This window comes from Streptomyces sp. NPDC001851, from assembly GCF_040297165.1.
In the GTDB taxonomy this organism is placed as follows: Bacteria; Actinomycetota; Actinomycetes; order Streptomycetales; family Streptomycetaceae; genus Streptomyces.
Genome location: NZ_JBEOYR010000009.1, coordinates 1 through 12,215, shown reverse-complemented (window position 1 = coordinate 12,215; position 12,215 = coordinate 1). Strand labels below are relative to the sequence as shown.

Sequence of the window (12,215 nt, the reverse complement as noted above, 5' to 3'; positions counted from 1 at the left end):
GGCAGTGCGCTCAGGTAGACCAACACCGGTGCACCCGGTAGGAGCGCGCTCGATATCTCACCGCTAGATTTATCTACCGAGATGGCCAAAGAAGTGGACAATCGGCCGATGTGTATCGTGCATGGTTGAGTTAGATCGTACGAGTGATTGGGCTCTAGCGGCCGCAAATTTTGGTGACCTACAGAAAAGTCCGAGTACCCAACACCTGCCGCGATCTCTACCGAGTGTTCATCGAGCCTTTCCGCCGCCTTTCGAGCGTCGCGAGCCAGCACCTCAAGATAGCGAGGCAGGAACGAATCGTGTATTACGTCGAAGTAGTGCACAGATCACCGCCGCACTCGAACGGCTCGCGCTCCTGCCCAACGCATGCGATGATTACACCGTAATGATGCAACTCAGGTCGGGTGATGCGCCTTCGGCGACTGCCCCAGTCTGTAGTTGACCCGTTTCAAGACCGGGCCCCAGCGTGCTCGGACATTGGGCCTCCTGGCAGGTACCCGGACCGGACTCACACCGGCAAGCGAAAGATCACCTGCACGAGGTCACCTCCCGTCTGTTGGGCGCATGAATGATCAGAGTTAGTGCCGAGGCGATGGATAGTTCTCGGACAAGAGTGGATCAACAGCGGCAACCTCCGCCAGTCGCCGACAGTGCCGGGCACACTCGGGACCATCGAGTCCAACAGTACTCAAAGGCTGTACTTGGCCGCCAAATATTGCTCGGGAGTTCAGCAGAGCCACAAGCATTGAACGAACGGGACAAGCGAGACCGACTTGGAGGAGCGACAGATGTCATCCGAGTTCGTTCGTTATACCCCTGAGATCGAGACCATCGATCCCCATCTCGACGAGCTGCTGGCACAGATCATCGATTTCTGGGAGAAAAAGGGCCGTGAATCGCCGAGTACCGAGGGCACCGGGCGGGCCGTCCGCGGCGCCCACGCGAAGTCATTCGGCCTGGTCAAGGCAGAAGTCGAGATCTTGGCTGATGTGCCGGCGGCGTATGCGCAGGGCATCTATGCCAAGCCGGGACACCACGGCGCACTGATTCGCTTCTCCAGCACGTCCACCCACCTGGGCACGGACGCACAACTCGGACCCGGCCTTGGCTTCGCGATCAAAATATTCGATATCGACGGACCAAAACTCGTCGAAGACGAGCCGGACTCGACCACCTTCGACCTCGTGCTCAAAAATAATCCCATCTTCATCAGCAATACAGCGAAACACTACCTGTTCATCGAGGACATCGCGAACAACGCGCAGGAATACCTGACGCGCGGCAAGGCGGGTCTCCACGAGCTGCTGGCGGATGTGCTCACGGGCAAGGGCCAGCTGCAGCAGCAAGAGTGGGCATGGGACGAGCTATTCGCGATCGTGAGACTGGTAACACAGACACATGTGCGCAATCCGCTGCTCACCACGTTCTGGAGCATGGGCGCGGTACGTCATGGGGACTACATCGCCAAGATACGTGTCGCGCCGGCCGCGGAGAGCGCCACGCACGTGATCCATCGTGATCTCGACCTCACGATTGGCCCGGACGTGTTTTATCCGACGCTGGCGGACGAGCTACAGGCGAGACCATTCGATTTCGATCTTCAGGTCCAGCTGTGCACGGACCTCACGGCGATGCCAGTGAACGTCCTGACCGTGGAATGGCCCGAAAAGTTGTCTCCCTTTGTCACCGTGGGACGCGTGCATCTACCGCGCCAGGACATCTCGGGACCCGAGAACTTCGAGAAGGGTGACGCGCTCGCGTTCAATCAGTGGCGTGTCACGTCCGCTCACCGCCCGCTGGGCGAAATCATGAACGTGCGACGGATCTACACGGCGTCGGCCAAGGTCCGCCGGACGCTCAACCACCAGCCGCAAACCGAGCCGACCAGCGCCGATTCGGTGTTGCCGTGATCAGAGGCCCACGGGACCGGCTCGGGCGGTAACCACCCGGTCCGCGGCGCATCCGTGGGTCGTGTGGCCATTATCCGGGCGCAGGAATCGAACCGGATCGAAAGGACAGGACAGCTATGACAATGCGAGAAGGGACAGCGACCGCACCGGAACCCGATCAGGCCGTGGAGCAGAAGATCCAGAAGCTGCGAGAGCTCTACGCCGACGCGCCGGAGGTGGGAAAGAAGGCGTTGGAGAACGTACTCCGAAAAGACGCGACGTCGTTTGTGGGGAAGCCGCGCACGCGGATGGAATCCGCTGGCCGGGTCGGCAGCCGTCAGGGCAGGGTCTCGGAGCTCACCCTGATCGCTCCGTTCGTGGAAGGTGGAGCGGAGCGACTGCGCGCCTTCCTGCAGCTGCGGGACGGAAACTTCGATGACACAGACAGGGTTGGCACCGTCCACGATATGCGCTTCGTATTCCTTGACAACGACACGAAGCTGCTCTTCTGCACCGCCTACGACAATGAGTGGGACCCCTACATCGACGACTTCGCAACGAAGATCCCGGACGAACTGGATCTGTTTATGTGCAATTGCGTGGGATGGCCGGGAACGCGCAGCCCGTCGGTGAAGGACTGGATCGCGAAGTACCAGATCCCGGCCGATGGCTGGTACGTCGCGAATCCAGATCTGACGGTGGCGGAGACCAGGCGGCTGAACCGCGTCGGCCACGCGCTGGAAGAATTCCTGGACAAGATCAGCGACTAGTCCATCCACCCGGACGGTCTGCGGGGTGCGGCCGTGCCACCCGGCGAGAGTGTCCCCGTGAGCCGGCTCGTCTCGGTTTCTTGTGGGGAGAACGCCATGCCGCTCGTCGATCGCCTCGGAGGCGACCTTCCGCGTGCCCCCGTCACCGTGGAGCTCGACGACATCCAGGCGACGGTGCTGCGCTACCGGCCCGAGCCCTACTACGGCACGCACGTCATGCTCCACGTGGAGGATGCCCAGGCCGGCCGCGAATTCGTGCAGCGGCTGACACCCTATGTCGACTCCGCCGCCGACTGGTGGCAGGCCGGCGACGTCTGGACCTCAATCGCCATCAGCTCCACCGGGCTGGTGGCTCTGGGCCTGCCGGAGGATTCTTTCCGGTCCTTCCCCGAAGCATTCCGCGTGGGGATGGCCGCACGCGCCGACAAGCTCCGGGACTACGGACCCAACGACCCGACGAACTGGGAAAGGCCCTTCGGCACCGGGGAGATCCACATCGCGGTCAGCATCTTCAGCGACACGGAAGACAAGTGGCGCCGCGCGATGGAGACCGCGGGCCAGCAGTATCAGGGGTTCTCCGGCGTCACCGTAATGCTGATGCAGGACTTCGGCGCCCAGCCAGGCGACCTCAATCCGCTGGGCTACAAAGATTCGATCGGCCAGCCGGCCATCGAGGGCAGCGGCGTCGACTCGTTGCCCGGCCAGGGACCACCGATCAAGGCCGGCGAATTCATCCTCGGCTACCCCGGCGAGGCCGGCGTGCCGCTGCCGATGCCCCGCCCGGACGTGCTGGGCCGCAACGGCACCTTCGTCGGGCTGCGCAACTACCAGGCCCGCGTCGGGACGTTCAACCGGTTCCTGCGCGAGCACGCGCCGACCGAGCAGGAGCGGGAACTGCTCGCCGCGAAGCTGGTGGGCCGCTGGCGCAGCGGCGCGCCCTTGACGCTCGCCCCGACGCAGGACGACCCAGCGCTCGGCGCGGACGCGCGCCGGAACAACGACTTCACCTACGCCGCGGATCCGCACGGCCGGCAGGTGCCGCTCGGCTCACACATGCGGCGCATGAACCCGCGCGACACCAAGATGGCCCTACTCGCCGACGTGAACGTTCACCGGATCATCCGGCGCAGCACGACCTACGGGGCACCCTACGACCCTGACGCGACCTCGGAGCAGGACGACGAGGTACGGCGCGGCACCTACTTCATCTTCCTCAGCGCCAAGGCAATGGCCACGATGGAGTTCCTGCAGCAGGAGTGGATCAACAACGGCAACTTCATGGACCTGGGCGACGAACGCGATCCGAACGTCGGGCTGCAGGAGGACGGGGCGACGTTCACCATCCCGCAACATCCGGTGCGGCGCCGCATCCACGGCATCCAGACATTCAACGTGCTGCGCGGCGGCGAATACTTCTTCATGCCCTCCCTGTCCGCCTTGAGATGGATCGGGGAGCTCCGCCAATCCAGCGGCCACGCTGATGAACGAGCCGAACCATCCTGAAAGCCGTCGCGACCCCCTGACGACCGCAAGCTTCACGAACCCCGAGTTGCACCGATCTGGGTCAGGGCGCGCGGACCTGGCCCGCTGAGGACGGGAGGTGCCCGCGGTGGGCGAGGGTACGGCCGCCCCGATGCCGGGAGCGGCGCTTCTGCTCGTGGCCCGACCATCAACAAGTTGGAGACCGATCCCAGGAGCAGGGCCACGAGCCACCACGACGGGCGGGCGAGCTTGATGCCATCTCTGGGACTTGGCGGACGCCGACAAGCTGCGGATGTGGCCCGCAGGGACCGGGCGTAATGTGGGCCATACATCCGGACCGCGCCCGCTGGGCGTGAAGTCCCGCGTGCCCCCCACCCATTGCTCCTTGGCTGGGGTGCGCCTGGACGAGCGGAGGACCTGCGATGGGTACAGTCACGACCGACGACGGCACCACGATCTTCTACAAGGACTGGGGTCCTCGGGATGGGGAGCCGATCGTCTTCCACCACGGGTGGCCGCTGAGCGCCGACGACTGGGACAACCAGATGTTGTTCTTCCTGGCGCAGGGCTACCGAGTCATCGCCCACGACCGCCGTGGCCACGGACGCTCCACCCAGACCGCGACCGGCCACGACATGGACACCTACGCCGCGGACGTGACCGCCCTGACCGACGCACTCGACCTGCGGGGCGCCGTGCACATCGGCCACTCCACCGGCGGTGGCGAGGTGGCCCGCTACGTCGCCCGCGCCAAGCCCGGCCGTGTCTCAAAGGCGGTCCTGGTGGGCGCGGTGCCACCGCTGATGCTGAAGACGGAGGCCAACCCGGGCGGCTTGCCGATGGAGGTCTTCGACGGCTTCCGTGAGGGCGTTGCCGGCAACCGGGCTCAGTCGTTCATCGATATTCCCTCGGGGCCGTTCTACGGCTTCAACCGTCCCGGAGCGCAGGTGTCGCAGGGTTTGATCGACAACTGGTGGCGCCAGGGCATGATGGGCGCGGCGAACGCGCACTATGAGTGCGTTGCGGCGTTCTCCGAGACCGACTTCACCGAGGACTTGCAGCAGATCGAGGTGCCCGTCCTCGTCGCGCACGGAACCGACGACCAGGTCGTCCCGTACGACGACTCGGCACCCCTGACGGTCAAGCTCCTGAAGAACGGGACCCTCAAGTCCTACGAGGGCTATCCGCACGGGATGCTGTCGACGCACCCGGAGGTCCTCAACCCGGACATCCTCGCGTTCATCCGTTCCTGACCCCGACGGGCTGGCCTCAGCGTCCGGCCCGTTCCCCGGCGTACCCGTAGTTCGCATGGGGGAGCGCACCTGGTCCGGCGGACGTCCGGCCGTCTCGTTTCCGTCTCATTCAGCGACGGACACCACACGTTCAGGCAGGTCCGGTCCTCACCTCGCAATGAGCGCTTCGCTGACGGATCAGCGCGGTGCGAGAGCTGCTGTGGCCCCGGCCGCCAAGAGCTTGCCGCGCCAGCTCCGCACGCGGGCGGTAGTCACTTCGGCCACCGTTCCGGCCCCGAAGGTTGGGAGAACGCCCCCCGGTTGCGTCCTGGCCATGCGGGCCGCAGTCTGCCGACATGGACTACAGCCCGGAAGCAGGCATGCGGCCCATTCTGGTGACCGGTGCTGCGGGCAGCGTCGGGGCTGTCGGCAGAACCGTGGTCCAGGGTCTGCGGCGCCGGGGTCTCCAGGTCCGTGCTCTGGTGCGCCGTGATGACGACCGTGCCCAGGCGCTGCGCGCGACGGGCGCCGAGGTCGTGGTCGGAGATCTGACGTGTGCTCGTGATGTCGCCGACGCCCTCGACGGCTGCGGTCGGATGTATTTCGGCATGGCCGTGTCAGACCAGTATCTGCTGGCTGCCGTGACCACGGCGGCGGTCGCGCGCGCCTACGGAAGGCTGGAGGCGTTCGTGAACATGTCGCAGCTGACCGTCTCCGAGATGGACTCCACCAGCGGCTCCGAGTCGCACCAGCATCGACAGCAGTGGCTGGTCGAGCAGGTTCTCGACTGGTCAGGCCTGCCCGTGGTTCAGGTCAGGCCCACCGTCTTCATGGAGAACCCGCTCTTCCAGACCGTGTTTTCCTCGATCGCCACGGACGGCGTGATCAGGTGGCCCTTCGGGGAGGCGCGAACCTCCCCGATCGCGGCCGATGACGTTGCCGCGGTTGTCGAGGAGATCTTGGCCGATCCGGCCGGTCACATCGGCCGGAGCTACGAGCTGACCGGCCCCCGATCACAGGACGTCGCCGGCCTGGCCGCGGAGATTTCCGATGCTTTGCACCACACGGTCGACTACACCGCCGTCCCGTTGCAGGAATGGCTGGACAACGATCTCGCAGCGCTGGAACTGCCGGCCCATGTACGTCAGCACATCTCCACCATGGCTCGCCTGCACCTGGACGGCCGCTATGACCGCCAGGCAGAAGGCATGGCAGAGGTCACCGGGCGGTCCGCCGGAGGAGTAGCCGACTTCGTCCGCAGGAACCCCGAGCTGTTCACTCGCTAACGCCGACAGCCGCCCTGAGAAAAGCGAAGGACCCTGGGGGCCCGTAGTGCCATGCCTGCGGCACGACCTTCACCCCGACCGTGGGGTCAGGTGGCAACCCGCGTGCGTCGCCGCCTCAGGCGGGGACGCAGGCCCACCAGGATGGCGGCGATCAGCGCCCACAGCGCGAGGGTGGCCAATGGCTGCACCGCCTGCGCGCCGTGGAAGTAGCTCAGGTCGGTCACGGCGCGGACGGCCGCTCCCGGCGGCAGCAGGGCGGAGACGGCGTGTGCGGCGGAGGGCAGGAGGTCCGGGCCGATGGCCGCTCCGCTGGTGGAATTGCCGACCGTGAGCAGCAAAAGAGTGGCGACGGGCACGCCGACCGGGCCGAGGTAGGTGCCCAGCAGCTTGGTGGTGAACGCGGCTGCCGCGGCAAGCAGGGTCAGGGCGAAGGCCAGCGGCATCACCGGCGCGGGCACCGCCCCGAGGATGGGGCCGGCGATGACGGTGGCGACGATGCCGATGGCCGCAGAGGCGCCGGACAGCAGCCAGAACCGGTGGTGCAGGTGCAGATGGTTCGCGAGACCCAGAACGTTCTGGGCGAGGACGAAGCCGGCCAGTGTGACGCCGAACGCCAGGTAGAAGCCGGCCAGTCCACGCGAGTCGAAACGAGCGAACGGGACGACATCCACCGTGGTCAGGCGCTGGCCCGACCCATGGGCATAGGCGCCGATCAGGCTCTTGACGGCCGTCGTGGTCGACTGCCCGTTGGCTCCGCCGACCTCCAGGCGCAACCGGTCGGAGGCCGCGCGGCCGCTGAGCGCGGCCACGACATCGCGGCGCTCAACCTCAGCGCGCCCGGTGGCGGCGTCGGCGACAGGATGGACATCGACGCTGTCACCAAGGACCTGGCTCATCTCGCCCGAAAGCTCCTGGCCGGCGACGGCCACCGGCACCCGGTGCGGCTGGGGGTTGCGCTGCAGACCGACGTAGCAGCCGATGAAGGCCGCCACGACGACCAGGGCGATCACGGTCGGCTGGAGCCAGAGCCGGACCGGTGGCGCGGTTGCCGAGGAGGAGGTGGCGGTGGTCAGGTCGGCTTCGGCGGCCGGGCCGAGGCGAGTGGCCATGAAGTGTCTCCCGGAAAGGGGGCGCGCCCTGGGACGAGGGGAGGGGGCACCCACAAATAGATGATGCTAGTAATCTAAACAGCACCGTACGATAGATGCCGTCCAGCATCCAAAAGGGAGGTGCCCTATGGGTCGCGTCTCACAGGCGCAGGCGCAGGCGAACCGCCAGCGGGTCGTGGAACGGGCCTCGCAGCTGTTCCGCGAGCAGGGCACGGGCGTGAGCGTCGCGGATCTGATGAAGGCGGCCGGCCTGACGCACGGCGGCTTCTACAAGCAGTTCGCCTCCAAGGAGGCCCTGATCGACGAGGCGGTCACCCACGCGTTCGGCGAACTGGCCGAGTTCCACGCCACCACACTCGAAAAGCACGAGGGGCACCGTGTCGAGGCCCAGCAGTCCCTGATCGACGGGTACCTGTCCGTCCGGCACCGGGACAACCCCGCCTCGGGCTGCCCCGTCGCCGCGCTCGCCACCGACATGGCCCGGGACAGTGGCGACCACGGAGCGCACCGCGCCTACGCCGAAGGGGTAGAGGACTTCACCCAGTGGCTCGCCACCGACGACGAGGACGGCATCGCCCGGCTGTGCACCATGCTCGGCGCCCTTCTCCTGGCTCGCGCCACCAAGAACTCCCCGCTGTCCGGGCGGGTGCTCTCCGCCGCCCGCGCCGCGCTGTCACCCGCCCCGCAAGACCACGTGTCTGACATCCACTGCTGACATCAACGACGTCGGGCGGGGGTGTACACCAGCGGCTGCGTCCGGGGCATCGCATCAGCCGTCGGCAGCAGCGGGACTGCGCTCGGATCGAGCGATGCTGGTGCACAACCAGCCGCCGAGGGATCGAGCCGAAACCCCTGGTTTCAATCGTCCGCCACTTCAATGCCCCGTACAAGGACGTCGTTACCGTCTCCCGCCGGTTCAAGACCGTCTCTGCCGTCAGCTCAGTGCTCGGGCTGCTCGAAGAACACGGATACGTGCGCCCCCTGCAGACCGAGTGAACCAGTTCCAGGGGGCGCCACCAGGCGGTCACTTACCGAGTTCACCCATCGCTGCTGACATCGCCCTCTGAGTGAACGCCGCAGTGCTTCAGGGGCACGAACCGACGGTCGGGCTCAAGGAGATCACGCAGCGCTGCCTTGCACCGGGCGTCCTGGACGGTCGTCCAGAACGATGGTCGTGACCTCACTGTCATCGGGTCGATTCACCGTGGCGTTCTCGATAGCCAAGTGAGTTCGCGAGTACACCGCGCTTGCCAGGGCCCACGTCACCATGTCGGTATCGGGCCCGTGATCATCGAGAATTTCCCGGGTGGTGACCAGAACCGCGAGCAGGGAGCGACCGGAGACGAACGTCTCGATTCGCCCGTCTTCGAGGTCGGTGACGCGGTCCGGCAGGCGAAAGTGCTGGTGCCGAGAGGTCTGCTCCAGCAGGAATGCCCACGTATCTTTGTGGCAGATCAGTCGGACCGAGGAAATGGCCGCGGCCGTCAGTAGGCCACGAAGGTGCTTACCACGCTCCTCCGCACGCCGGGACTCCCTCAGTTCGATGTCCGATGCCGTTTCGTCGTGTCCGGTTGGCGCCCCCTCATTCGCATCGGCTGACGCCACGTCCGGTTCAGGCACCGCAAACGCCTCTGCAGGTGGGTCGTTCGTTCCCGACTGATCGTCGTGCCTGGCGCTTCCTTCGCCAGCAGGGTCCGCGTCTGTCACCTCGGCCACCTCTTCTTCCCCCCACCTGTGAGGCTCCTCGTTGTCGCTGCCGGCCCCCAAAGGCTGTGGCTCATGCTCTGGAAGCACAATCCGGATCCGGTCATCAGGAGTTACTGGGCGTGGCACACCCAACGTGTGCGCCCATGCTTGCGCAATCTCGCGACGGAGCGCTTCGACCGCAGTGCGGGTGTCGCCGAGATCGCTCAGCATCCGCTCCTGGCGGCGGCGCAACTCCCGGTTCTCTTCGCGCAGTCCGGCCGTGCCCTGCTGGACGTTCTCCAGGATCTTGCGGCGCAGTTGGTCCTGATCTTGATGGAAAGCACCGAGCCCGATGGTCGGATCGTTGAGCGCCTCCCGTATCTCTTCGAGCTCTTTGAAGATCCTCTCTGTGTCCTGTCTCCGCGACACGCAGCCTCCTCGCCGTTGACTGGTCAACGAGCGCATGTCTCCCCATCCGGAAATTGGATGAAGCGACACTTTCAAGCCCCTTTGCGCCTAATAGCCCAGGGCCGCGAACGTCGGGCCCCTTTCCGATTCAGGCCAGACCGAACTCCTCGGCGTGCGCCTGTCGCGCAGGACCCGCAAGTTTCGTAGGCCGGCGGGCACGGCCCTGGTCATGGCGGGCGGGCCATAGACGTACACGTCGTGTTCGGTGATGTCGGGGACCAGCCGGTACCGGCTGCCCGGGCGCCGCCGCCGGGCGCCTCCTCCAGCATGGCTCGCACGGGCGTGATCCCCGCACCCCCAGCGGTCAGCAGGGTGCCGGTCCGGGTCCGGAGCAGCGAGGTGAACGCCCCGGACGGTCCCTCGACGGAGGGGCTGCTACCGACCGAGACGTTCCGCAGGCCGGCGCCTGTTCATCACTTGTTGTGGGATCGCTGGTCGGACGCCGGCCGACGGGGAGGGGCGTGAGCGGGATCAGCATGCCGGGCGGATGGCAGACAGTACGCTGAATCCAGCGGGATCGGGCCCGCAGCACAGTGTCCGGGAGGTGCTTCATGACAGCCGAGATGGTGGCCCCGGCGTGGATGCATGAGCAGATCACGGCGGAGGAGTACGACTCCTGGTCCGAGGAGCAGTGCGCCGGCATCGAGATCGTGGACGGGATGGTCGTCGTGAGCCCGAGTGCGTCCAAGCGGCACAACCGGCTGGCCCGCATTCTGGCCAACGCTCTGGATGCCGCCGCGGGCTCGGAGTGGAACGCCGACACCGACTTCGACGTCCGGCTTCAGGACGTCCCGCTCACCAATCGCCGCCCGGACGTCGTCGTCTACCGCGCGGACACGATCGACATCACCCCCACCCGCCCCGAGCACGTGCTGCTGGTCGCGGAGGTAGTGTCGCCAGGATCGGAGACCACCGACCGGATCGTGAAGGTCGACCAGTACGCCAAGGCAGGCATCGCCTTCTACTGGCGGATCGAACAGGCCGCGACCGGCGTTCCCCTCGTGTACACCTACGTTCTCGACCCCGCGACGAAGACCTACCGGGACGGAGACGTCTTCACCGGCGTCCTCAAGGCAGCGGCGCCCTTCCCGGTGGAGATCGACCTGGGGCAGGTCTGACCTGGCGCTGCTCAGCAGTCGGCAGCGCGTGAGCGATGCGTGAGCGGACGGTCCGATACAGGGCGGCATGAGCCGGGTCAAGTGGCTCGCCGCACGGTTCTGACCTGGGGAAACAGCACCGCGCGGCAGCGCCGGGCACTCCCCGGCAAGGATCCGATCCCACTCCTGAAGCGGGTATCGAGGCGGGGACTCTGCAAAGGCATTTGAGGAAGACAGTGCAGGAGGATCTTCATCGCCTCCACTCCGGGCCCGGCCACTCCACTCGGCCGAACGTGACCGCCCATTGGGCCCACACTGTCCTAGGACCGCCTACGTCGACAGAGGAGTGTGCACCTGCAAGCCGACGCGTCGGGGACATCCCGCACCCGCAGGTGCAGCACCGCGACGGAGCAGTCGAGCCCCGGCACAGCATCCCCGCGTGGGTTCGTGCCCAAAGCGTTCCCATAAGACCGGACAACCACGGTAAACAGCGGGGCGAAGCCAGCTCTCGAAGCCATGCTGGAGACGACGTATCCGCAGGTCAGAGCCTGCGTAGCCATCCAAGCGCCGTCGCTTCCCAAGCTGAGAGCGCGAGTTCGATTCTCGTCACCCGCTCCCCATCGAAGGCCCAGGTCAAAGACCCGGGCCTTTTTGCTGTTCTCGGTGATCACTCGCCGCGTGCCAGATGCGTGCCGGAAGGCTTCTGGGTCTCGCTCCCGGCGGCCTCAGCGCGAGCCTTCCGGACGGTGGCGTCGAGGCCCGCGTGTCGAGGGCGCCCGTCGCGGTCTCGGCTCCCTTGGTGGCGTACTTGGCGACGTACGCGGCTACGGCCCGCTCGGTCAGCTCCTGGCCGTCACTGAAGGCAGTTCGGCAGTGGCCCAGGCCGGGGGCGGGGTGTCGCCGCCCCCGGGACCGTCGAGGCGGATGACCGCGTGAAAGTGGACGGCGCCGCGCCTCTGGTACTCGGCGACCTTGGCGAAGGACACACGGGCGTGCTCGCGGAACCGGCGCTGTGAGAGGCCCGCGCGCTTGGCGGCCTCCCGGCGAAGGTGGAGGGAGAAGCGCGCGGGTGCAGCCTGTCGTCACCGTTCTGTCACAAGCGGTCGCCGCACGGAACCCTGCCGCTCTCCCGCCCTGTCTGCACTCACGTACCAATGACCACGCGTACCGCGGGGCAACAACCGACGACCGAATCC

The 12,215-nt window shown here is 66.4% G+C and carries 9 protein-coding genes and 1 pseudogene; 7 read left to right on the top strand and 3 right to left on the bottom strand.

Going from position 1 to position 12,215, the window contains the following annotated elements:
• Positions 1 to 788: 788 nt before the first annotated feature.
• The 5 genes from ABT171_RS14965 (at position 789) to ABT171_RS14945 (ending at position 6,659) form a co-directional block, all read left to right on the top strand.
• Positions 789 to 1,910, top strand: coding sequence for a catalase family protein (locus ABT171_RS14965; RefSeq protein WP_351243614.1), 1,122 nt, complete (start codon positions 789 to 791; stop codon positions 1,908 to 1,910).
• 164 nt (positions 1,911 to 2,074) lie between these two features.
• Positions 2,075 to 2,659 (top strand): hypothetical protein, encoded by a 585-nt coding sequence (locus tag ABT171_RS14960; RefSeq protein WP_351243612.1) that lies wholly within the window; start codon positions 2,075 to 2,077, stop codon positions 2,657 to 2,659.
• 57 nt (positions 2,660 to 2,716) lie between these two features.
• Positions 2,717 to 4,162: a Dyp-type peroxidase gene (locus tag ABT171_RS14955; protein WP_351243610.1), complete on the top strand. Its 1,446-nt coding sequence runs from the start codon at positions 2,717 to 2,719 to the stop codon at positions 4,160 to 4,162.
• A 401-nt stretch (positions 4,163 to 4,563) separates the two neighbouring features.
• Positions 4,564 to 5,394, top strand: coding sequence for an alpha/beta fold hydrolase (locus ABT171_RS14950; RefSeq protein ID WP_351243608.1), 831 nt, complete (start codon positions 4,564 to 4,566; stop codon positions 5,392 to 5,394).
• 335 nt (positions 5,395 to 5,729) lie between these two features.
• A complete protein-coding gene (locus tag ABT171_RS14945; RefSeq protein ID WP_351243606.1) occupies positions 5,730 to 6,659 on the top strand; it encodes an NmrA family NAD(P)-binding protein in 930 nt (309 codons plus the stop codon).
• Positions 6,660 to 6,745: 86 nt separating this feature from the next.
• On the opposite strand, the gene ABT171_RS14940 is transcribed toward ABT171_RS14945, so the two are convergent.
• Positions 6,746 to 7,768, bottom strand: coding sequence for a hypothetical protein (locus ABT171_RS14940; protein WP_351243604.1), 1,023 nt, complete (start codon positions 7,766 to 7,768; stop codon positions 6,746 to 6,748).
• A gap of 127 nt (positions 7,769 to 7,895) precedes the next feature.
• Between ABT171_RS14940 and ABT171_RS14935 the strand changes: the two genes are divergently transcribed.
• Positions 7,896 to 8,483 (top strand): TetR/AcrR family transcriptional regulator, encoded by a 588-nt coding sequence (locus ABT171_RS14935; RefSeq protein ID WP_351243602.1) that lies wholly within the window; start codon positions 7,896 to 7,898, stop codon positions 8,481 to 8,483.
• A gap of 404 nt (positions 8,484 to 8,887) precedes the next feature.
• Here the strand turns inward: ABT171_RS14935 and ABT171_RS14930 are convergent, their stop codons facing one another.
• Positions 8,888 to 9,883 (bottom strand): hypothetical protein, encoded by a 996-nt coding sequence (locus ABT171_RS14930; protein ID WP_351243600.1) that lies wholly within the window; start codon positions 9,881 to 9,883, stop codon positions 8,888 to 8,890.
• A 590-nt stretch (positions 9,884 to 10,473) separates the two neighbouring features.
• Here ABT171_RS14930 and ABT171_RS14925 point away from each other — a divergent pair.
• Complete coding sequence (locus ABT171_RS14925) at positions 10,474 to 11,040, top strand: Uma2 family endonuclease (protein WP_351243598.1); 567 nt, start codon at positions 10,474 to 10,476, stop codon at positions 11,038 to 11,040.
• A gap of 744 nt (positions 11,041 to 11,784) precedes the next feature.
• On the opposite strand, the pseudogene ABT171_RS14920 reads toward ABT171_RS14925, so the two are convergent.
• A pseudogene (locus tag ABT171_RS14920) lies at positions 11,785 to 12,083 on the bottom strand (replication initiator); the annotation flags it as partial.
• Between the last annotated feature and the right edge of the window lie 132 nt (positions 12,084 to 12,215).

Bases quoted from the DNA above. Each gene is read 5' to 3' on its own strand.
- ABT171_RS14965 (WP_351243614.1), top strand. From the start codon at position 789: ATGTCATCCGAGTTCGTTCGTTATACCCCTGAGATCGAGACCATCGAT.
- ABT171_RS14950 (WP_351243608.1), top strand. From the start codon at position 4,564: ATGGGTACAGTCACGACCGACGACGGCACCACGATCTTCTACAAGGAC.
- ABT171_RS14945 (WP_351243606.1), top strand. From the start codon at position 5,730: ATGGACTACAGCCCGGAAGCAGGCATGCGGCCCATTCTGGTGACCGGT.
- ABT171_RS14940 (WP_351243604.1), bottom strand. From the start codon at position 7,768: ATGGCCACTCGCCTCGGCCCGGCCGCCGAAGCCGACCTGACCACCGCC.
- ABT171_RS14935 (WP_351243602.1), top strand. From the start codon at position 7,896: ATGGGTCGCGTCTCACAGGCGCAGGCGCAGGCGAACCGCCAGCGGGTC.
- ABT171_RS14925 (WP_351243598.1), top strand. From the start codon at position 10,474: ATGACAGCCGAGATGGTGGCCCCGGCGTGGATGCATGAGCAGATCACG.